Annotated in this window: 21 protein-coding genes; 7 read left to right on the top strand and 14 right to left on the bottom strand. The window is 72.0% G+C overall.

Going from position 1 to position 19,053, the window contains the following annotated elements; all coding sequences use genetic code 11:
- Window positions 1-20 precede the first annotated feature (20 nt).
- Window positions 21-608 (top strand): helix-turn-helix domain-containing protein, encoded by a 588-nt coding sequence (locus AB0C27_RS22690; protein ID WP_357846954.1) that lies wholly within the window; start codon window positions 21-23, stop codon window positions 606-608.
- Between the two features lie 57 nt (window positions 609-665).
- Window positions 666-872, top strand: coding sequence for a hypothetical protein (locus AB0C27_RS22685; RefSeq protein ID WP_357846952.1), 207 nt, complete (start codon window positions 666-668; stop codon window positions 870-872).
- A 23-nt stretch (window positions 873-895) separates the two neighbouring features.
- On the opposite strand, the gene AB0C27_RS22680 is transcribed toward AB0C27_RS22685, so the two are convergent.
- On the bottom strand, window positions 896-1,303 hold the full coding sequence (locus tag AB0C27_RS22680) for an ester cyclase (RefSeq protein ID WP_357846950.1): 408 nt from the start codon (window positions 1,301-1,303) through the stop codon (window positions 896-898).
- 90 nt (window positions 1,304-1,393) lie between these two features.
- On the opposite strand from AB0C27_RS22680, the gene AB0C27_RS22675 reads away from it, so the two are divergent.
- Window positions 1,394-1,921, top strand: coding sequence for a helix-turn-helix domain-containing protein (locus AB0C27_RS22675; RefSeq protein WP_357846948.1), 528 nt, complete (start codon window positions 1,394-1,396; stop codon window positions 1,919-1,921).
- A gap of 61 nt (window positions 1,922-1,982) precedes the next feature.
- Here the strand turns inward: AB0C27_RS22675 and AB0C27_RS22670 are convergent, their stop codons facing one another.
- Entirely contained in the window at window positions 1,983-2,666 is a 684-nt protein-coding gene (locus tag AB0C27_RS22670) for an NAD(P)H-binding protein (protein ID WP_357846945.1), read from the bottom strand.
- Between the two features lie 380 nt (window positions 2,667-3,046).
- A complete protein-coding gene (locus tag AB0C27_RS22665) occupies window positions 3,047-4,402 on the bottom strand; it encodes a dipeptidase (RefSeq protein WP_357846943.1) in 1,356 nt (451 codons plus the stop codon).
- Window positions 4,403-4,674: 272 nt separating this feature from the next.
- Here AB0C27_RS22665 and AB0C27_RS22660 point away from each other — a divergent pair, with 272 nt between their 5' ends.
- Both AB0C27_RS22660 and ald read left to right on the top strand, forming a co-directional pair.
- Complete coding sequence (locus tag AB0C27_RS22660) at window positions 4,675-6,057, top strand: aspartate aminotransferase family protein (RefSeq protein WP_346110478.1); 1,383 nt, start codon at window positions 4,675-4,677, stop codon at window positions 6,055-6,057.
- Between the two features lie 88 nt (window positions 6,058-6,145).
- On the top strand, window positions 6,146-7,255 hold the full coding sequence (ald, locus tag AB0C27_RS22655) for an alanine dehydrogenase (RefSeq protein ID WP_357846941.1): 1,110 nt from the start codon (window positions 6,146-6,148) through the stop codon (window positions 7,253-7,255).
- A 67-nt stretch (window positions 7,256-7,322) separates the two neighbouring features.
- Here the strand turns inward: ald and AB0C27_RS22650 are convergent, their stop codons facing one another.
- From AB0C27_RS22650 to AB0C27_RS22615, 8 genes are all read right to left on the bottom strand, one after another.
- A complete protein-coding gene (locus AB0C27_RS22650) occupies window positions 7,323-8,708 on the bottom strand; it encodes a tetratricopeptide repeat protein (RefSeq protein ID WP_357846939.1) in 1,386 nt (461 codons plus the stop codon).
- A gap of 53 nt (window positions 8,709-8,761) precedes the next feature.
- A complete protein-coding gene (locus AB0C27_RS22645; RefSeq protein WP_357847869.1) occupies window positions 8,762-9,649 on the bottom strand; it encodes a sulfite exporter TauE/SafE family protein in 888 nt (295 codons plus the stop codon).
- Between the two features lie 20 nt (window positions 9,650-9,669).
- Complete coding sequence (locus AB0C27_RS22640; RefSeq protein WP_346110475.1) at window positions 9,670-9,870, bottom strand: hypothetical protein; 201 nt, start codon at window positions 9,868-9,870, stop codon at window positions 9,670-9,672.
- Between the two features lie 162 nt (window positions 9,871-10,032).
- A complete protein-coding gene (locus tag AB0C27_RS22635; protein ID WP_357846937.1) occupies window positions 10,033-10,326 on the bottom strand; it encodes an SHOCT domain-containing protein in 294 nt (97 codons plus the stop codon).
- 206 nt (window positions 10,327-10,532) lie between these two features.
- A complete protein-coding gene (locus AB0C27_RS22630) occupies window positions 10,533-10,904 on the bottom strand; it encodes a VOC family protein (protein ID WP_357846935.1) in 372 nt (123 codons plus the stop codon).
- Window positions 10,888-11,652 carry a class I SAM-dependent methyltransferase gene (locus AB0C27_RS22625; RefSeq protein WP_357846933.1) on the bottom strand — a complete coding sequence of 255 codons (765 nt, stop codon included), beginning with the start codon at window positions 11,650-11,652 and terminating at the stop codon, window positions 10,888-10,890. The genes AB0C27_RS22630 and AB0C27_RS22625 overlap by 17 nt, the downstream gene beginning before the upstream one ends.
- 46 nt (window positions 11,653-11,698) lie before the next feature.
- Window positions 11,699-12,154 carry a Clp protease N-terminal domain-containing protein gene (locus AB0C27_RS22620; RefSeq protein ID WP_357846931.1) on the bottom strand — a complete coding sequence of 152 codons (456 nt, stop codon included), beginning with the start codon at window positions 12,152-12,154 and terminating at the stop codon, window positions 11,699-11,701.
- Between the two features lie 10 nt (window positions 12,155-12,164).
- Window positions 12,165-12,368 carry a hypothetical protein gene (locus tag AB0C27_RS22615; RefSeq protein WP_181307187.1) on the bottom strand — a complete coding sequence of 68 codons (204 nt, stop codon included), beginning with the start codon at window positions 12,366-12,368 and terminating at the stop codon, window positions 12,165-12,167.
- Between the two features lie 51 nt (window positions 12,369-12,419).
- Here AB0C27_RS22615 and AB0C27_RS22610 point away from each other — a divergent pair, with 51 nt between their 5' ends.
- A complete protein-coding gene (locus tag AB0C27_RS22610) occupies window positions 12,420-13,895 on the top strand; it encodes an FAD-dependent monooxygenase (RefSeq protein WP_357846929.1) in 1,476 nt (491 codons plus the stop codon).
- A 106-nt stretch (window positions 13,896-14,001) separates the two neighbouring features.
- On the opposite strand, the gene AB0C27_RS22605 is transcribed toward AB0C27_RS22610, so the two are convergent.
- Both AB0C27_RS22605 and AB0C27_RS22600 read right to left on the bottom strand, forming a co-directional pair.
- Window positions 14,002-14,649, bottom strand: a complete 648-nt coding sequence (locus AB0C27_RS22605; protein WP_357846927.1) for a response regulator transcription factor — start codon at window positions 14,647-14,649, stop codon at window positions 14,002-14,004.
- On the bottom strand, window positions 14,646-15,758 hold the full coding sequence (locus AB0C27_RS22600) for a sensor histidine kinase (RefSeq protein WP_357846925.1): 1,113 nt from the start codon (window positions 15,756-15,758) through the stop codon (window positions 14,646-14,648). The genes AB0C27_RS22605 and AB0C27_RS22600 overlap by 4 nt, the downstream gene beginning before the upstream one ends.
- Window positions 15,759-15,853: 95 nt before the next feature.
- Here AB0C27_RS22600 and AB0C27_RS22595 point away from each other — a divergent pair, with 95 nt between their 5' ends.
- Complete coding sequence (locus AB0C27_RS22595; protein ID WP_357846923.1) at window positions 15,854-17,599, top strand: gamma-glutamyltransferase family protein; 1,746 nt, start codon at window positions 15,854-15,856, stop codon at window positions 17,597-17,599.
- On the opposite strand, the gene AB0C27_RS22590 is transcribed toward AB0C27_RS22595, so the two are convergent.
- Window positions 17,589-19,043: an NAD(P)/FAD-dependent oxidoreductase gene (locus AB0C27_RS22590; protein ID WP_357846921.1), complete on the bottom strand. Its 1,455-nt coding sequence runs from the start codon at window positions 19,041-19,043 to the stop codon at window positions 17,589-17,591. The two genes, AB0C27_RS22595 and AB0C27_RS22590, sit on opposite strands and share 11 nt — an antisense overlap.
- Window positions 19,044-19,053: the final 10 nt, after the last annotated feature.

The raw sequence follows: 19,053 nt of genomic DNA, 5'->3' as shown, positions 1-19,053 counted from the left end.
TCGCTTCTAGGGTGGGTGTCATGGCGCCCACCGAGAAGACCCACCGCGTCAAGGACCTCGACACGCTCAAGGCCCTCGGCCATCCGCTGCGCATCCAGCTCTACCGCGCGCTCTCCGTCGCGGGCACGGCCACCGCCTCGCAGCTCGCCGACCAGGTCGACGAGGCCGTGTCGCTGGTCAGCTACCACCTGCGCAAGCTGGCCGCCCACGGCATCATCGAGGAGACGGAGGGGCGCAGCGGGGATGCCAGGGAGCGCTGGTGGCAGTCGGTGTCCACCGTCATCACCACCAAGGACGAGGACTTCGACGCGCCTGAGCGTGCCGCCGTCCACACCGCCGTCTCGCGGGTCTACGCGCGCCAGCGGGGTGAGCTCTACGAGCGCTACCTCGACGAGAAGCAGGCCTGGCCCGCCGACTGGCGTAGCGCGGCCTTCGCCTCCGAATACCTGCTCCGGCTCACGCCCGCTGAGCTGGAGCGGCTGCATGAGGAGCTCGACGAGGTCGTGCTGCGGTGGCGCCGGCATGGGAACGCGGCTCGCGAGGCGGGCGACACGCAGGGGCGGGAGAACGTGGCCGTGCAGGCGCACGGCTTCCCGTTCCGTACGTAGGGCTCACCCGTCCGTGGTCGGACGCGCTCACCCGAACGTTGTGGAGGAGGGGTAGGGATGTATCCGGACTTGTATCTGTATGTCGAACGGGCGAGAGGCCGGGAACTGCGGGCGGAGGCCGAGCGCCACCGCCAAGGCCGGCGCCATGCGGAGGGTCGTGCTGAGGGGCGTGGCTCGCTGGTCCGCGGGTTGGAGACACGCCTGGGCTGGGTGCTGGTGGAGGCGGGGCTGCGGCTGGTGCATCGCCGCGCCGTCGACTACTGATCCCGCCGCCCACATGCGGGCTGTCAGGTGTCGAGGCCGAGCTGGTGGCGTCTGGCCGCCGCGTCCATGACGGCCCAGTGCTCGACGATCCGGCCGTCCCGTACGCGGATCATGTCCAGCCCACGCACCTCGTACCGCCGGCCGGAGGCGGTGTGGGTGCCCCGGCTGAGGTAGACGTTGGACGACAGCTCATCGTCCGAGACGTTCCGCTCGACCGTGACCGAAAGGTCGTGGAAGCCCGTCTCTCCCGACCTCATCAGCTCCCACTTCTCCCGCCACGCCCCCAGCCCGTGGTGGTCTCCGGCGGTTCCGCCCCGGTGGTCGATCACGTCGGGGTCGATGAGGGCGAGCGCCTCGTCCATCCGTCCGGTGGCGAGCACCTGGGGGTAGAGCTCGACTATCCGGCGATGCACCTCTCCTGCGGTCGTCATTCTGATGTGCTCCTGAATTAAGTGGGGAACTCCCCGTTTCGGGGTCGCCGCTACACTAACCGGGGAAGTCCCCACTTAGCAAGGAGAACGATGCCACGTCCTCTGCGGGCGGACGCGCAGCGCAACCGCGACCTGCTGCTCGCCGCGGCCGCTCACGTGTTCGCCGAGCGCGGCGCCGACGCGCCGATGGACGAGGTCGCCCGCCGCGCCGGGGTTGGGAACGCCACGATGTACCGACATTTCCCGACCCGTTCTGACCTGCTGGCCGCCGTCTACGCCGACGAGGTGGAACAGCTCCGGGCGAGCGCGGAGTCACTGCGGGCGGCCGGGCCTCCGGGGGAGGCGCTGCACACGTGGCTGCGGCTGTTCATGGACCACCTGACCACCAAGCGCGATCTGGCCCTGGCCGCGACGGACGACACGGCCCTGCACGCCGCCTGGCACCGCACCATGATCGAGGCCGCTTCGATGCTGCTGGAGGAGGCCAGGCAGGCCGGTCTCGTACGAGCCGATCTTGACGTACGCGACCTGCTCACGCTCGTCAGAGGCATCACCCTGACCGCCACGGACCGCGCACAGGCCGAACGGCTGCTGGCGCTCGTGGACTGGAGCGCCTGATCAGACGCAGCCCCTGACCAGGCGTTCGTGGGCCATGCGCCTGATCGTGCCCCCGCGTCGATCACCGGGTGAAGGCCGCGCGATGGTCGTGCGCCCAGGTCAGGAAGGCGCGTGGCGGGCGTCCCAGCGCCTGCTCCACGTCCTCCGTGAGCCGAGCGTTACCGCCCTCCGCCACCAGCCTGGCGCCGTCGACCGCGATCTCCGCGAAGTCCGAGCCGAGCCCGGCCCCGAGCAACTGCTCGCGGTACGCCTCCAACGGCACCTCGACCGTCCCCAGCGCCCGTCCCCCGACCGTCTCTTCCAGCACCTTCACCATGTCGGGAACGCTGATCAGCTCGGGCCCGGTCAGCGTGAGCACGCCCCGCACGCTCTCCTCCGACGACGTCAGCGCCCGTACCGCGGCCTCGGCCACGTCCAGCGGATCGATGACGCCCTGCCTGCCGTCCCCGCTCATGTTGGGGACCGGCTCGCCCGCCAGGATCCGCGGCGCCCAGCTCAGCGCGTTGGACGCGAAGCTGGACGGCCGCAGCGCCGCCCACTCCAGGTCGCTCGCCCGCAGCGCCTCCTCGCCCGGCAGATGCCAGTCGCCGACCCTGGCGCCCGCCCGCTCACCGGTGCCGATGGCCGACACCTTCACCGCCTTCCGCACCCCGGCGGACCGGGCCGCCGCCAGCATCGCCTCGTCGTGCCGGACGACCCAGGGTCCCGGCGCGCTGAGCAGGAAGACACTCCCGACGTCGCGCACGGCGCCGCCCGGCCCCTGCTCGGAGTGCCGGTGAACGAGCTGGTCGACCGGGTGATCGATTTGGAGGAGCTGTGGGACGGCCCGACGGGCGCGCTGACAGGTGTGCTGGTGGAGGCCGGCGGCGATCCCCGGCGCGTTCTCGCCCGGCTCGGAGCGGCGCTGGCCGGGCGGATCGAGCGCCGGTCCGCCGTGGAGGAGACAGGGGTGGGCCCAGGTGGCAGTGGCGAGCGGCTACTACGACCAGTCGCACATGGCGGCCGAGTTCCGCCGCCTGATGGGCGTCACCCCGGCGGCCTTCTTCGCCGGCCGCCTCCCCGCCCCGCACGCCTGCTGAAGCGCCGCACGCACGCCGCACGAACACCAAGCCCGAGTCGCCGGAGCTACACCCCCAGGGCCGAGGGCAGGCTCAGCTCGTTCAGGAAGAGCGCCTCGGTGGTGGCCACCCTGCGCAACTCCTCCAGATCGACCCGCTCGTTGGGCGCGTGGATGGCCGCCTCCTCGTCCTCCGCGCCGAACAGCAGGATCTCCGCCGCGGGGAACTGCTTGAGCAGCGTGCTGACCAGCGGAATCGACCCGCCCGCGCCCACGTCACGCGGCGGACGGCCGAAGGCGCGCTCCATGGCCCGGTTGAGCGCCGCGCGGGCCGTGCCGCCCGAGTCGGCCTGGAAGCCCGAGCCGACCGTGAAGTCGCCGAACGACACCTGCACGCCCCAGGGCGCCACCTGCCGCAGGAACTCCACGACCGCGTTCACCGTGGTCTTCGGGTCGCCGGCCGGAGGCACGCGCACGGTCACCCGTGCCCTGGCGGCGGGCTGGACGGCGTTGATCGCCCCCGACACCGACGGCACGTCGAGGCCCGTGACGGTGATCGCGTACGACGACCAGAGCCGGTCGGCCAGCGAGCCGGAGCCCACCAGCGACACCCCGTCCACGACCCCGGCCGTCTTCCTGAACTCCTCCTCCGACGGCCCCTGGCCGAGGAAGGAGCCGCGCGGCAGGCCGGGCACCCGGATGTCGCCGTTGTCGTCGTGCAGCGAGGTGAGCATGCGCATCAGCGCCGCCAGCGCGTCGGGCGCCGCGCCGCCGAAGGAGCCGCTGTGGACGGCCTCCCGCAGCGTGCGGACCTCGACGGTGAACGCGGCCATGCCGCGCAGCGACGTCGTGACCGCCGGGTCGCCCACGCGCGGGTTGCCGGTGTCGGCCACCACGATGGCGTCGGCCCGCAGCAGGTCGGGGTTGCGCTCGACGAACGCCTCCAGCCGGTCGCCGGCGTATTCCTCCTGGCCCTCGATGATGACCTTGATGCCCACGGGGAAGCGCCCCTGGAAGGCACGCAGCGCCGTGACGTGGGAGATCACGCCCGACTTGTCGTCGGCGCAGCCCCGCCCGTACAGGCGGCCGTCGATCAGCGTCGGCTCGAATGGCGGCGTACGCCATGCGGCCGGGTCCCCCGCCGGCTGCACGTCGTAGTGCGCGTAGAGCAGGACGGTGGGCATGCCGGGAGGCGCCGGAGCCTCGCCGAAGACGGCGGGAAAGCTGCCGTCGACGGGCACCTGCTGCACGCGCGGCAGCCCGGTGGAGCGCAACAGCTCCTCCGTCATGGCGGCGGCGGCGAAGACGGGCTCCTCCGGATGACCGGGAAAGGCCACGGACGGTATGGCGGCGAACCGTCTCAGCTCGTCGATGGCCTGTGGCATCGCGGCGGAGACGGCGCTCTCGATCTGGTCAGGAGTCACGGAGGGTCCCCCGGGGGTCGTTCTCAACAGTGCATGGCTGTTCACACGAGTTAACAGCAGTTTGTCTCATTGGATCACAACGGGTCCTGCGCTGCGGAGACAGGGCCGGGACGCGTGTGACCATGCGGGCCAATGTACCTGCGGATTTCGTTGCCGTTACAAAGGGGTTCTGCGGATCTCGATTTTCTTGCATAGTGCTGCGACCGATTCGCTTGGCAAGGTGCACGTGAGCAGGCAGACTGTGGGAAGTTCAGACACGAGGGAAGATAACCATGACGCTGCCGGAACACGACGTCCTCAAGGCCGCGCAGGACAACCTGTGGTTGCACTTCACCAGGCACAGCGCCTACGACACCGCCGAGATCCCGACGATCGTGCGGGGCGAGGGATCCTACGTCTACGACATCCACGGCAAGCGCTACCTCGACGGTCTGGCGGGGCTCTTCGTGGTCCAGGTGGGCCACGGCCGCCAGGAGCTGGCCGAGGCCGCCGCCAAGCAGGCCCAGGAGCTGGCGTTCTTCCCGCTGTGGTCTTACGCCCACCCCAAGGCGGCCGAGCTGGCGCAGCGCCTGGCCTCCTACACCCCGGGCGAGCTGAACCGCGTCTTCTTCACCACCGGCGGCGGCGAGGCGGTCGAGACCGCCTGGAAGCTGGCCAAGCAGTACTACAAGCTCGTCGGCAAGCCGCTCAAGCACAAGGTCATCAGCCGCCAGATCGCCTACCACGGCACCCCGCAGGGCGCGCTGTCGATCACCGGCATCCCGGCGTTCAAGCAGATGTTCGAGCCGCTGGTGCCCGGATCCGTCCGGGTCCCCAACACCAACCACTACCGCGCCGACGAGATCACCGGCGTCAAGGGCATGACGCCCGAGGAGTACGGCATCTGGGCCGCCGACCGCGTGGCCCGCGCGATCGAGATGGAGGGCCCCGACACGGTGGCCGCCGTCTTCGCCGAGCCCGTGCAGAACGCCGGCGGCTGCTTCCCGCCCCCTGACGGCTACTTCCAGCGCCTGCGCGAGATCTGCGACGAGTACGACGTCCTGCTCGTCTCCGACGAGGTCATCTGCGCCTTCGGCCGGCTGGGCACCATGTTCGGCGGCCAGAAGTTCGACTACGTCCCCGACATCATCACCTGCGCCAAGGGCCTGACCAGCGGCTACTCGCCCATCGGCGCCATGATCGCGCACGAGCGGCTGTTCGAGCCGTTCAAGGACGGCGACACCATGTTCGCCCACGGCTACACCTTCGGCGGCCACCCCGTCTCCTCGGCCGTGGCGCTGGCCAACCTCGACATCTTCGAGCGCGAAGACCTGCTCGGCCACGTGACCAAGAACGAGCCGGTCTTCCGCCAGACCCTCGACGACCTGCGCGACCTGCCGATCGTCGGCGACGTGCGCGGCGCCGGCTACTTCTGGGGCATCGAGCTGGTCAAGGACAAGGCCACGAAGGAGACCTTCGACGCCGCCGAGTCCGAGCGGCTGCTGCGCGGGTTCCTGTCCAAGGCGCTGTTCGACGCGGGCCTGTACTGCCGCGCCGACGACCGCGGCGACCCCGTCATCCAGCTCGCCCCGCCGCTGATCGCGGGCCAGAAGGAGTTCGACGAGATCGGCTCGATACTGCGCGGCGTGCTCTCGGAAGCGTGGGCGCGACTGTGACACCCCGTATTTCGGCCCTCAATCCGGCCCTCAATCCGGCCCTCAGCCCGGCACGAGGGAGTGCCGGTTCCCGAAAGGATCCACCGCAATGAAGATCGGCGTTCCAGCCGAGGTCAAGAACCACGAGTATCGTGTCGCCGCCACCCCGGCGGGCGTGCACGAGCTGGTGCGCAACGGGCACGACGTCACCGTTCAGCGGGGCGCGGGCCTGGGCTCGCAGATCACGGACGAGGAATACCTGGCCGCCGGCGCCAAGATCCTCGACAGTGCCGACGCCGTGTGGGCGCAGGCCGACATGGTGCTCAAGGTGAAGGAGCCCATCGCCGAGGAGTACCACCGGCTGCGCGAGGGGCTGGTGCTGTTCACGTACCTGCACCTGGCCGCCTCTCGTCCCTGCACGGACGCGCTGCTGGAGGCCAAGACCACCGCCATCGCGTACGAGACCGTGCAGGTCGGCCACTCGCTGCCGCTGCTGGCCCCGATGTCGGAGGTCGCCGGCCGGCTGGCGCCGCAGGTGGGCGCGTACAACCTGATGCGCTTCAACGGCGGCAGGGGCATCCTGCCCGGCGGCGTTCCCGGCGTGGCGCCGGCGAAGGTGGTCGTGATCGGCGGCGGCGTCTCCGGGCTGAACGCCGCGCAGATCGCCGTCGGCATGGGCGCCGAGGTGACCGTCCTCGACACCAACATCGACCGCCTGCGCTTCATCGACGCCGTCTACCAGGGGCGGCTCAAGACGCTGGTCTCCACCTCGTACGCGATCGAGCAGGAGGTCCTCCAAGCCGACCTGGTCATCGGCGCGGTGCTCATCCCCGGCGCGAAGGCCCCGACGCTGGTCTCCAACGACCTGGTCGCGCGGATGAAGCCGGGCTCCGTGCTCGTGGACATCGCCATCGACCAGGGCGGCTGCTTCGAGGACTCGCGCCCGACCACGCACGCCGACCCGACGTACAAGGTGCACGAGTCGGTCTTCTACTGCGTGGCCAACATGCCGGGCTCGGTGGCCAACACCTCCACGTACGCGCTGACCAACGCCACCCTGCCGTACGCGGTCAAGCTGGCCGACCTGGGCTGGCGTGCCGCGCTGAAGGCGGACGCGGGGCTCGCGGGCGGGCTCAACACGCACGACGGGAAGCTCACCAACGAGCCGGTCGCGCAGGCGCTCGGGCTGCCGTACACGCCGGTCGCCGAGTTCGTGTGACGCCTGGGCCTGCCCGTCTCCGGTGCAGGCCCGGCCGTCACCTGCCGTTCAGTGCCGGTCCAGGCGTCTAGTGCAGGCCCAGCCGGCGGCGCAGGTCGCGGGCGGTGGTCAGGACGTGTTGCAGCTCGCCGGGGCTCGGCCACGGCGCGCTGCCCGGTCGCACCAGCGTGCCGCGTACGGACGCCAGGTGCTCGACCGCGCTCTCGTGCACCCCGCTCCGCTCGGCCAGCCACGCCAGCACGTCGGACAGGTCGTGCAGCGGCCTGGTCACGATGTCCCAGGTGCTGAGTACCTCGGCGAGCTCCGCCGCGACCAGCGGGACGCCGCCCCCTCGGGCGGTGGCGGCCGCGGCCAGCTCCGCCCTGGCGGTCAGCTCCGGTTCGGCCGGACGGTCCCAGGAGGGCGGCGGCGGGTCCGACAGCCACTCCTGCGCCTCGCCGTGCTCACCGGCCACCGTCAGCAGCCCGCCCAGCTCGACCGCGGCCCCGTGGTGCCCCGCCCGGGCCGCCTGCCGGAACCAGTGCCGGCCGCCCGCCAGGTCGCCGAACTCGGCGATGAGCAGCAGGCCGTAGTTGAAGGCCGCCTCGGCGTCCCCGCCGGCCGCCGCGCGGCCGAACCAGTGGCTGGCCGCCGCCGTGTCGCCCAGCTCCACGCAGACGAACCCGGCCATCCGCTGGTCCTCCGCCCGCCCCGCTCCGGCCGCCTGCTCGAACCAGCCCCGCGCGGTACGCAGGTCGCCCCGCGTCAGCGCGATCCCGCCGAGCCGCGAGGCCGCGCCCGGATGCTCGCTCCTGGCCGCCAGCCGGTAGTACGCCTCGGCCCCCTCGGGGTCGCGGCAGGCGTGCAGGTAGAGGCCCAGGCAGTAGGCCGACTCGGCGTGCCCGCCCCTGGCCGCGCACTCCCACCAGTGCACGGTCTCGGCCTCCTCGCCCGCGCAGTAGGCCAGGAAGCCCAGGTCGTGGGCGGAGGCCGCGTCGCCGTCGATGGCCGCCCTGCGGTGCCACTCGCGGGCCAGGCCCAGCTCGCCCGTCTCCTCGCACATCAGCGCCAGCCTGCGGGCGGCCGTCCTTGAGCCGGCCTCGGCCGCGCTCTCGTACCAGACCCTGGCCGCACCGGCGTCGCCGCGCTGCTCCAGCAGGAGCGTGGCCAGGTTCGTCGCGGCCTCGGCGTCGCCGGTGCTGGCCGCGGCCTCGTACCAGGTGACGGCGTCCTCCAGGCTGCCGTGCATCTCGTGCCAGATGCCCAGGTTGTAGGCGCTGTCGACGCTGCCGCCCGCGGCGGCCCGCTCCCACCACAGCCGGGCGGCCACGCGGTCGCCGTGCTGGGCGTAGAGCCGGCCGAGCCGGTGCGCCGCCTGCGCGTCGCCGGCCTGCGCCGCGGCCAGCAGCTCGGGTTCGTCTCCCGCGCGCGGCGCCGGTACGGCCGGCACCGCCGCCTCTCCTTGCCAGGACATGGCGACAGCGTGGCACGTGATCGCCCGATCGCGAACCGTAATCGCCGAAGGCGCTAGGAGAAGTTGATGAAGCCCGTGTACATCCCCATTCCGCATACGTACCGCAGCAGGCCGGGTGGCTGGGGCGGCAGTCGTACGGTGGCGGGGACGGCGACGTCGCGCCCGCCGATCACGACGGTGCCGGTGCAGCCGCGGTCGAGCAGCTTGAAGACCACGTCGACGGGCTCGCCCGCCCGCGCCTCCACCATGGCCGGACGGTAGCCCTCCCGCGTGGCCCACACGGTCACCGACCGCACGGCGCCCGGTCCCCCCGTGGTGATGGAGGGAGTGGGGACGGCGGCGGTGGCCGCCCAGCCGCCCAGGCTGATCCCGCTTCCGGCCGTCCAGAGGCCGGCGGCGAGTGCCACGACCCCGGCCAGCCGCGCCAGCCGGGTCCGCGAGACGCGCCGCAACACGTAGCCGAGCAGCGCGAACGCCGGCGCGGTGCCGGCCACGAACCCCGCCATGGCCGCCGCCCCGGCCAGCGGTGAGCCGCTGGAGACGGCCAGCATCTCCACGCTGAGCGTCACCCCGCAGGGCACCAGGACGGTGGCCGCACCCAGCAGGGGCGCCTTGTAGCGGCGGGACGGAGCCGCCGGTTCCGGTGCGGCGCAGGCGCCGTGGCCGCGCCGCAGCAGCCTGACGGCGAAGCCGGCGACCGTGACGCCCGCCGCGACGAGCAGCGCCGCCCGGGCCTGGGGCGGCAGGCTGACGGCCGAGCCGAGCAGCCCGAGCAGCGCCCCCGCCAGCGTGTACGAGACCAGCCGCCCCGCCAGGAACCAGCCCACCAGCGCCCGGTCCCGCCCATGACGGCCGTCGGCCAGCCCCATGAGGAGCCCGCCCTGCGTGGCGGTGCACGTGGCCGCGCCGGCGACGAGGCCGGCGACGACCCCGCCCGCCAGCAGTGTGACGGCCTGGCCGCTCAGTGGACGAGCGCCAGGCTGTCCAGAGCCCCGCTCTTGGCGGCCTCCACGATGGAGCCGAACTGGTCGTGGCTCATTTCAACGCGCTGACCGAAGTCGTCCACGATGATCACCTGGCGCTCGCCGGGCGCCGTGGCGTCGACGAACAGCTCCGGGCAACCGCAGCTGCATTGGCCGCAGAACTTGGTGATGGACCGCATCTGTCGTCCCCACTTCTTCCTTGAAGCCCTCACCCGGAACGTAACGCGGCCTCATAAGTACGACCAGTGACAGTTGTCGCACTCAAGGTGACGTTTATGCCGCACCGCCATCAGCGTCAGGCGGCGCCGTCCTCAGCGTTTCGCGGCACCGCGCCCTCAGCGTCAGGCGGCGCCGCCCCTCAGCACGGACATCTTCTCGAAGTACTCGTCGTCGCTCATCTCGCCACGGGCGTACCGTTCGGCCAGGATCTGCTCGGCCGACGCGGTGGGAGCGCCGGTCGGCCCGCCCGGGGTGTGTACGGCGGGTCCGCGGCGCGGCCCCCACCAGCCCTTGCGCCACCCCGTGACGGCCAGCGCGATGACGGCGATCCAGAACAGGCCCCAGACTGCCGGGAAGATCGGCGAGAAGCCGACGCCGGGACCCCAGTGCGGAACCAGCAGGGCGATCGTGTTCATGTCTCCTCCTCCTTGACGTGTACCTCAAGGGTCCGCCGGAAGGAGGCGCAGCGAATCGCACCACGGGCGCTGTCGCGGCTGCGCCCATGGGAGTGTTCGGCGGAGCCGCGCGTACGACGGCGGCGGTAGCGGGGCGGCGTGGCTCCTCGTCCTCAGGACGGGGGTGGCCTCATGCCGGAGGAGCGGGACAACTCAGGCCCCGCAGATCAGGCCACGCAGAACTCGTTGCCCTCGGGGTCGGCCAGGACGACCCAGTCGTCGTGGGTCTCCAGCAGCACGGCCCCGAGCCCGATCAGCCGGTCGAGCTCCGCGTCCACGTCGTCGGCGCGCAGGTCGAGGTGGAGCCGGTTCTTGACGATCTTGCGTTCGGGCACCCGCTGGAACCACAGCCGCGGCGACCCGCCCTCGACCAGCACGGTCGGGTCGTCCTCAGGGTCGTCGATGCCCTCACTGCGCAGCCGCTCCAGCTCCGCCTCGTCGTACGGCGCCACCGCGTAGCCGTCGAGCGCCTCGGCCCAGAACCGGGCCAGCGAGGCGGGATGCCGGCAGTCGACCACCACGTCATGCAGCCTGGCCATCGGGCCTCCTCGCCTCGATGAGGAACCGGGCGGAGTGGGCCACGAACGGCCCTTCCGCCTCGATCAGCTCGTGCAGCTCGCGCAGCCGATCGGCGTAGCGCTCGACCGAGAACCCGGGCACGGTCCAGATCACCTTCCGCAGGAAGTAGATCACCGCCCCGATGTCGCGGAACTCCATCCGCAGCCGCTCGTAGCGCAGGTCGACGACCTCAAGGCCGGCGGACTCGGCCTCGATCACGGCGTCGTCGGGCTGCCGCTGGCCCGCGCCCTGGGGCCCGAGGAAGTATTCGTACAGCTCGGCCACGCTGCGCGGCCCGACCTGCTGGGACAGGTAGGTGCCGCCGGGCTCCAGCACGCGGGCGATCTCCTCCCACCAGGTCTTCACCGGATGACGGCTGGTCACCAGGTCGAAGGTGCCGGCGGCGAACGGCAGGCGGGCGTCCTCGTCGCTCGCGACCACCCAGGCGCCGCGCGGGCGCAGCCGGGAGGCGGCCAGCTTGAGGTTGGGCGGCCAGCCCTCGGTGGCCACGGTCACCGGCGGCAGGGAGGGCAGCCCGGCCAGGATCTCGCCGCCGCCGGTCTGGACGTCGAGCGCGGCCCTGGCCCCCGCCATGCGCTCGCCGATCAGCCGGGCGTAGCCCCAGGAGGGACGCTCCTCGCTGGCCCGCCCGTCGAGCCAGGAGAAGTCCCAGCCGTCCACGGATACGCTGTCGGCCTCCTGGACGAGGTCCTCGTACGTGCGCCGCATCCCTCGACCCTCTCAACGGCCGGGCCCGCCGATCAACCAAATTTCGTCAAGCGATACGGCTGCGTACGGCCGCCCGGTCGATCCCGAGCTGGTCGATGAGCTGCGCGGCCGGGTCGGGCCGCTTCTGCTCCAGCAGCCCGAGCACCAGGTGGCGCGGCGCCTGCGCGTCTCTCGTCTTCATCGTGGTGGCCCTGATGGCCTCGTTGAGCACGGCGCGGGCGCTCGACGTGAGCGCGGTGCCGGGGACGCGCGGATGTTTGCGCGGCCGCTCGGGCAGATCGCCCACCTCCAGGCCGAGCATGCGCAGCGAGGCCCGGTCGAGCTCGACGAGCGCCGCGCGGCCGGCGGCCAGGTCGACGCCCAGCGCGCGGGCGGACTCCTCGTGATGGAGCAGGCCGAGCAGCAGGTGCTCGGTGCCCATCCGGCGGTCGCCGCGCTGCTCGGCCTCCTTCAGCGCGCCCTTGATGATCACCGACACGGGGCTTTTCTCTTTGCCGAACATCGTCATCCCCTCACTTGCCGTATTTGGCGTGCACCGACTGCCGTGACATGCCGAGCGCGTCGCCGATCTGCTCCCAGGTCCAGCCCTGCTCCCTGGCCACGGCCACGGAGACGGCCTCGACCTGCTCGGCCAGCCGGTGCAGCGCGCCGACCGCCCGCAGGCCCATCGCCGGGTCGTTGGCCCTGATCCGCTCGGACAGCTCTGTTACGTCCACGCTTGTCAGGCTAGCTTGACAGCCTGGATGTGTCAATCTAGCCTGACAGGCATGGAAGATGTGCTGATCGTGGGGGCGGGACCCGTCGGGCTGATGCTCGCGTGCGAGCTGAGCCTGGCCGGAGCCCGCCCGATCGTGCTGGAGAAGAGGGCCGAGGCGAGCGAGCTGCCCAAGGCCAACGGGCTCGGCGGGCAGATCGTCGAGTTACTCGACCACAGAGGGCTGCTCGATCGCTTCAGCGCGGGCAGCCCGTTCTCGGGCCGGGCCCCCGGATTCCCGTTCGGGGCGGTGCCGCTGCGGTTCGACGGGATCGACGACATCCCGCTGCGGCTGCTGCTGATCCAGCAGCCCCGGCTGGAGCGGCTGCTGGCCGACCGGGCGCGGGAGCTCGGCGTCGAGATCAGGAGAGGCTGCGAGGTACGCGACCTCGCCCAGGACGAGGAGGGGGTGACGCTCGGCGCCGGGGACGGGCCGATCAGGGCCCGGTACGTGGTCGGCTGCGACGGGGCGCGCAGCGTCGTCCGCGAGCGGGCCGGGATCGGCTTCCCCGGCACCACCGAGGCGGAAGGGCTGCTGTTCGGCCACTTCAAGGCCGACATCAAGGTCTTCGAGTCGCTGGAGGGCGAAGGGCTCGAACCGGGCTGGAACCGCCGGCCGAACGGGCGCGTGCTGCTTACCTCGCTGCAGGACGGCGTGCTCATCGCCGGCGTACGGGCGCCTGGCGGGCACACCGATGAGGAGGTCAGCCTGGCGGACTTTCGCGCGGCCGTCCGCGACGTGCTGGGCGTGGACGTGCCGCTGGGCGAGCCCATCTGGATGTCGAGCACGGTCGCGCAGGGGCGGCTGGCCGAGCGGTACCGGGCCGGGCGGGTGTTCCTGGCGGGGGACGCCGCCCACCTGTTCCCGGCGGGCGGTTCGGCGCTCAACGTCGGCATGACGGACGCGGTCAACCTCGGCTGGAAGCTGGCCGCCGTGCTGCGCGGGCGGGTGCGGGAGTCGTTGCTGGACACGTACGAGGTGGAGCGCAGGGCGCTCGGCGAGCGCACGCTCATGCACAGCCGGGCACAGTCCGCGATCGACCGGGTCGAGGGCGAGGACGGCGAGGCGCTGCGCGAGCTGCTCGGCGAGGTGTTCGCTTTCGCCGAGCCCGCCCGCCACCTCGCCACGCTGCTGCACGACTCGGGCGTCCGGTACGGATCGCCAGGCGCGTCGAACGACGGCGGGCGCGGCGGGTCGAAGGACGGCGGGGAGGTCGTCGGGCGGTTCGTGCCCGATCTGGCGCTGGAGGGAGGCGCCCGGGTGGCCGAGCTGATGCACGCCGCCCGTCCCGTGCTGCTCGACCTGGGCGGCGGCGCCGGCTCGGAGGCGCTGCTGGGCGATGACTGGATCGACGTGGTCAGGGCCCGCTGCGACGACCCGCCCGCCGACACGCTGCTGATCCGCCCCGACGGCTACGTGGCCTGGGCGGGGGCGGACGGCATCGAGGAGGCCGCCCGCGACTGGTTCGGCCTCGCCACGCTCCCATAGCGGCCCCGTCCGGCCGACAGCCCCCGCCCGGCCGTCCGGCCCTGCCCGGCCGTCCGGCCCTGCTCGGCCGCCAGGTGGTGGCCCGCCACCCCACGATTCCCGGCGGTCACAGCCAGCCGGGTTTGACCAGGCCCGACTCGTAGGCGATGACGACGAGCTGGGCCCGGTCGCGGGCGTGCAGTTTCATCATGGCCCGGCTCACGTGCGTCTTCGCCGTGGCCGGCGACATGAACAGCTTGGCCGCGATCTCGTCGTTCGTCATCCCGGTGCCGACCAGGGCCAGCACCTCGCGCTCGCGTTCGGTGAGCTGGTCGAGGCCGTCGGCGGCGACCGGCTCCTTGGCGCGGGAGGCGTACTCGGCGATCAGCCGGCGGGTCACGCTGGGCGACAGCAGCGCCTCGCCGGCCGCCACCACCCGCACCGCCTGGATCAGCTCCGCCGGCTCGGTGTCCTTGACCAGGAAACCGCTGGCGCCGCCGCGCAGCGCCTCGAAGACGTACTCGTCCAGCTCGAACGTGGTCAAAATGATGATGTGCGGCCCCGGCGGCATCTGCCGGGTGGCGGTCAGGCCGTCGGTGCCCGGCATGCGGATGTCCATGAGCACGACGTCAGGATGGTGCTCGCCCGCCAGCCGGACGGCCTCCGCGCCGTCGGAGGCCTCGGCCACCACGGTCATGTCCGGCTGGGCGTCGAGCAGCGCCTTGAACCCGGCCCGGACCAGCGCCTGGTCGTCCGCCAGCAGAACGTTGATCATGAGGTCTCCTCGTCGGGTAGTGGCAGCCGGGCCTCGACCTGGAAGCCGCCGCCGGAAGGCCCGGCGACCAGCGTGCCGCCAAGCGCGGAGGCCCGCTCGCGCATGCCGGGGATGCCGTTGCCGCTGCCGGCCTCGGCCAGGACGGCGGGGGTGGTGGCGCCCGTGTCGGAGACCTGGACGACCAGCTCGCGCTCGCCGTACTCCAGGCGCACGCCGACCTCGGAGCCGGGCGCGTAGCGAGCGGCGTTGGTGAGCGACTCCTGCACGATCCGGTACGCCGCCCGTTCCACCTGCGGCGGCAGCGGCCGGGAGCCCACACGTTTGAGCGACACCCGGAGCCCGGAACGCTCGATCAGCTCGTCGAGCCGGTCGAGGCCGGCGGTCGGGGAGCGCGGGGCGCCTTCGCGCAGCACGTTCAGCACCGAGCGCATCTCGCCGAGCACCTCCTTGGAGGCCGTCTTGATCGTGGCCAGCGCGGTCCTGGCCTGCTCGGGGTTGGCGTCGATGAGGTGGAGCGCGGTGGAGGCCTGCACGTGGATGAGCGAGATGTTGTGCGCGAGTACGTCGTGCAGCTCTTGGGCCATGGTCAGGCGTTCCTCGCTGGCCTGCCGCCTGGCCTCCTCCTCGGCGATCCGCTCCTGCTCCATGCGCCGCTCGCGGACGATCCTGACCAGCTCGCCCACCACCATCAGCAGCATGATCGCGGTCAGGACCCACACGCTGTGGAAGAGGTCGGGGCGGCCCACCAGCCAGGCGTAGGACAGGAACGACAGCAACGTCATCAGCGCCATGAACCAGGCCATCCACCGCTTGCCCCGCGTGACCAGCAGGAACAGCAGGACCGCAGGGCTGATGAAGCTGGGGCCGTAGGCGTACCCGCCGATCAGGAACAGGTCGCACGCGGCGAGCGCGGCGGCGGTGGTGAGCAGCGGGAAGCGGCGGTGCACGAGCAGCGCGATCGGGCCGACCAGCAGCAGGAGGTGCGGGTACGGGCCTTCGAGCGGCTCACGGAACGTGCGCTGCCCCCAGCTGGCGCCCCTGCCGATCACCATCTGGGCGACCGCCACGATCAGGGCGAGATAAGGATCGAAACCGTACTTCCTGCGCACCTCACCCACGCTAGATCACCCCTCCGACCAGCGCATCACCCCTACGTCTGAGGGGGCCCTACCACTATGGGGGTATGTGGTCCAAGGTGAGAATCATGCGCCGTGTGCTCATTCCCGCAGCAGCAGTCCTCATCTCGCTCGTGCCCGCGCAGGTCGCGCTGGCCGGGCCGCCCCATCATCAGCCGCCGCCCCAGAAGGTCCCGGTGGCCGAGGGGTACGGCGGAGCGGTCGCCACCGTCGACCTCGACGCCAGCAAGGCCGCCATCTCCGTGCTCAGGAAGGGCGGCAACGCCATGGACGCCGCCGTCGCCGCCGGCGCGGTGCTCGGCGTCACGGAGCCGTACTCGTCGGGCCTGGCCGGTGGCGGCTTCATGGTCTACTACGACGCCAGGCAGCGGAAGGTCTTCACCATCGACGGCCGCGAGACCGCGCCGCGCGCCATGACCGCCACCACGCTGGAGGGCATCCCGTTCGACGAGGGCGTGACCAGCGGCCTGTCGGCGGGCGTGCCTGGCACGGTCGCGAACTGGGACCTGGGCCTGCGCCGGTTCGGGACGATGTCCCTCAAACAGGCGCTCCAGCCGGCCATCGAGGTGGCTTCCAAGGGCTTCGTGGTCGACCAGACCTTCCACGACCAGACCGCCGCCAACGCCGACCGGTTCAAGGACATCACCTCCACGGCCAAGCTGTACCTGCCGAACGGGGCCCCGCCGCCGGTCGGGTCGGTCTTCAGGAACCCGGAGCTGGCGGCCACGTACCGCGAGCTCGGCAAGCGCGGCCCCGAATGGTTGTACGGCGGCCGGCTCGGTCAGGAGATCGTGGCCACGGTCAAGAAGCCGCCGGTCACCCCGGGCAGCACCCGTAATGTGCGCCCTGGCCTGATGGAGCTGTCCGACCTGCGCGCCTACCGGGCGCTGTTCCGCGAGCCGACCAAGATCTCCTACAAGGGCATGGACGTGTACGGCATGGCCCCGCCCTCCTCGGGCGGCTCCACGGTGAGCGAGGCGCTCAACATCCTGGAGGCCCTGCCGCAGGTCGGTCTGCACGAATACCTGGAGGCGTCCCGCCTGGCCTTCGCCGACCGCGGCAAGTACGTCGGCGACATCCCCGGCGTGCCGCTCAAGGAGTTGCTGTCCGACGGCTTCGCCAAGGAGCGGGCCTGCCTGGTCGGCGACACGGCCATGGCCCACCCGGCCGCGGCGGGCAACCCCGACGGCCGCTACGAGGGCTGCGACCGGCCGACCGGCGAGGCGGCCCCGCCCGCGCAGGAGGGCCCGGAGACCACCCACCTGGTGGTCGCCGACCGCTGGGGCAACGTGATCGCCTACAACCTGACCATCGAGTCCACCGGCGGCAACGGCATCGTGGTGCCGGGGCGCGGGGTGCTGCTCAACAACGAGCTGACCGACTTCACCTTCGGCCCGGCGCCCGGCGACCCGAACCTGCCGGCGCCCGGCAAGCGCCCGCGCTCGTCGATGGCCCCGACGCTGGTCTTCCAGCACGGCAGGCCGGTGCTGGCGGCCGGCTCGCCCGGCGGCTCCACCATCATCACGACCGTGCTGCAGATCCTGGTCAACCGGTACGAGCTCGGGATGAACCTGCCGGAAGCGCTGGCCGCGCCGCGCGCCACGCAGCGCAACACCGCGCAGACGCAGGCCGAGCCGGCGTTCCTGGCCGCGCACCAGGCGGAGCTGGAGGCCAAGGGGCACACGTTCGCGCCCAACCCGGAGATCGGCGCGGCCACCGCGCTGGAGTTCCTGAGCCGGGACCGGATCCAGGCCGTGGCCGAGCCGTCCAGGCGCGGCGGCGGCAGCGCCCTGGTGGTCTCGCCTAGAAGATGAGTTCGTAGGCGCCGGGCTTCACCCTCCGCGTACGCGCCCAGTACTCGAAGGTGAAGCCCGGCCAGAGCGTCCGGTTCACGCCGTGCTCGTCCAGGTACCAGGACCGGCAGCCGCCCGCGCTCCAGACCAGGGGGTCGAGCCGGGCCCGCAGCCGGTCGTTGTAGCGGCGCTGCGCCTGCGGCCGCACGTCCAGGGCTCTGGCCCCGGTGCGGGAGAGCAGGCGCAGGCACTCGATGACGTACCTGACCTGAGACTCGATCATGAACACGACCGAGGTGTGCCCGAGGCCGGTGTTGGGGCCGAGCAGGAAGAACAGGTTGGGGAAGCCGGCGGCCGTGATGCCGTGGTAGGCCTCCACGCCGCCCTTCCACGCGTCCTGGACGCTCAGCCCGTCCCTGCCGGTGATGTGCCGGTCGGTGAGCGCGTCCACCACCTTGAAGCCGGTGCCATAGACGATCGCGTCGGCCTCGTGCTCCACCCCGGCGGCGTCCACGATCGAACGCGGCCGGATCTCGGTGATCGCGTCGGTGACCAGCGAGACGTTCGGCCTGGTCAGGGCCGGATAGTAGTCGCTGGAGACGAGGATGCGCTTGCAGCCGATCACGTAGTCGGGGGTGAGGGCGCGGCGCAGGACGGGGTCGGGCACCTGGGCTTCGAGGTGACGCAGGGCGAGGCGTTCGTGGCCCTTCATCAGGCGCGGGTCCACGGCGAAGCCCAGCGCCCTGCTCTCCAGGGCCCAGTAGATGCCGCCGCGCAGGGTTCTGGCCGCGCCGGGCAGGCGCAGGAGGCGGCGGGCGGCGGGGGAGAAGGCGAAGTCGGGTTTGGGGTGGATCCAGGGCGGCGTGCGCTGGAAGACGGTCAGGTGGCGGGCATCGGGGGCCAGCTGGGGGACGAACTGGACGGCGGAGGCGCCGGTGCCGACGACGGCGACGCGTTTGCCGGTCAGGTCGGCGGAGTGGTCCCATTCGGCGGAGTGGAAGGCGGGGCCGGTGAAGGACTCGCGCCCCACAATTTCCGGAAATTTCGGGATATGGAGGGCGCCTATCCCCGAGACGACCGCGTTGGTGCGCAGGACCTCGCCGTCCTGCGTGGTGACCGTCCAGCCGCGCCGGCCGTCGTCGTACTCCAGCGCGACGACGTCCTTGCCGAAGCGGAGGTGCGGGGTGATGCCGTACTTGGCCGCGCAGGCGCGCAGGTAGTCCTGGATCTCCTCGCGCGGCGCGAACATCCGCGACCAGTCCGGATTCAGCTCGTACGAGTACGAGTACATGTGCGACGGCACATCGCACGCGCAGCCGGGATAGGTGTTGTCCCGCCACGTGCCGCCCAGCTCGGCGGCCTTCTCCAGGATGACGAAGTCGTGGTAGCCGGCCTCCTTGAGCTTGACGGCCATGCAGATGCCGGCGAAGCCGGAGCCGACGATCACCAGTCCTGGCTCGCCCACGGGCCCTCCT

The sequence above is a fragment of the Nonomuraea sp. NPDC048882 genome (assembly GCF_040649755.1).
Taxonomy (GTDB): Bacteria; Actinomycetota; Actinomycetes; order Streptosporangiales; family Streptosporangiaceae; genus Nonomuraea; species Nonomuraea maheshkhaliensis.
The sequence above is the reverse complement of the archived record's forward strand: the minus strand, read 5'-3'. Positions and strand labels throughout refer to the sequence as shown.

What these genes read in the sequence shown, in the direction of transcription:
- AB0C27_RS22690 (WP_357846954.1), top strand. Translation starts at nt 21, where the DNA reads ATGGCGCCCACCGAGAAGACCCACCGCGTCAAGGACCTCGACACGCTC.
- AB0C27_RS22685 (WP_357846952.1), top strand. Translation starts at nt 666, where the DNA reads ATGTATCCGGACTTGTATCTGTATGTCGAACGGGCGAGAGGCCGGGAA.
- AB0C27_RS22680 (WP_357846950.1), bottom strand. Translation starts at nt 1,303, where the DNA reads ATGACGACCGCAGGAGAGGTGCATCGCCGGATAGTCGAGCTCTACCCC.
- AB0C27_RS22675 (WP_357846948.1), top strand. Translation starts at nt 1,394, where the DNA reads ATGCCACGTCCTCTGCGGGCGGACGCGCAGCGCAACCGCGACCTGCTG.
- AB0C27_RS22660 (WP_346110478.1), top strand. Translation starts at nt 4,675, where the DNA reads ATGACGCTGCCGGAACACGACGTCCTCAAGGCCGCGCAGGACAACCTG.
- ald (WP_357846941.1), top strand. Translation starts at nt 6,146, where the DNA reads ATGAAGATCGGCGTTCCAGCCGAGGTCAAGAACCACGAGTATCGTGTC.
- AB0C27_RS22650 (WP_357846939.1), bottom strand. Translation starts at nt 8,708, where the DNA reads ATGTCCTGGCAAGGAGAGGCGGCGGTGCCGGCCGTACCGGCGCCGCGC.
- AB0C27_RS22640 (WP_346110475.1), bottom strand. Translation starts at nt 9,870, where the DNA reads ATGCGGTCCATCACCAAGTTCTGCGGCCAATGCAGCTGCGGTTGCCCG.
- AB0C27_RS22635 (WP_357846937.1), bottom strand. Translation starts at nt 10,326, where the DNA reads ATGAACACGATCGCCCTGCTGGTTCCGCACTGGGGTCCCGGCGTCGGC.
- AB0C27_RS22630 (WP_357846935.1), bottom strand. Translation starts at nt 10,904, where the DNA reads ATGGCCAGGCTGCATGACGTGGTGGTCGACTGCCGGCATCCCGCCTCG.
- AB0C27_RS22625 (WP_357846933.1), bottom strand. Translation starts at nt 11,652, where the DNA reads ATGCGGCGCACGTACGAGGACCTCGTCCAGGAGGCCGACAGCGTATCC.
- AB0C27_RS22620 (WP_357846931.1), bottom strand. Translation starts at nt 12,154, where the DNA reads ATGTTCGGCAAAGAGAAAAGCCCCGTGTCGGTGATCATCAAGGGCGCG.
- AB0C27_RS22610 (WP_357846929.1), top strand. Translation starts at nt 12,420, where the DNA reads ATGGAAGATGTGCTGATCGTGGGGGCGGGACCCGTCGGGCTGATGCTC.
- AB0C27_RS22605 (WP_357846927.1), bottom strand. Translation starts at nt 14,649, where the DNA reads ATGATCAACGTTCTGCTGGCGGACGACCAGGCGCTGGTCCGGGCCGGG.
- AB0C27_RS22595 (WP_357846923.1), top strand. Translation starts at nt 15,854, where the DNA reads ATGCGCCGTGTGCTCATTCCCGCAGCAGCAGTCCTCATCTCGCTCGTG.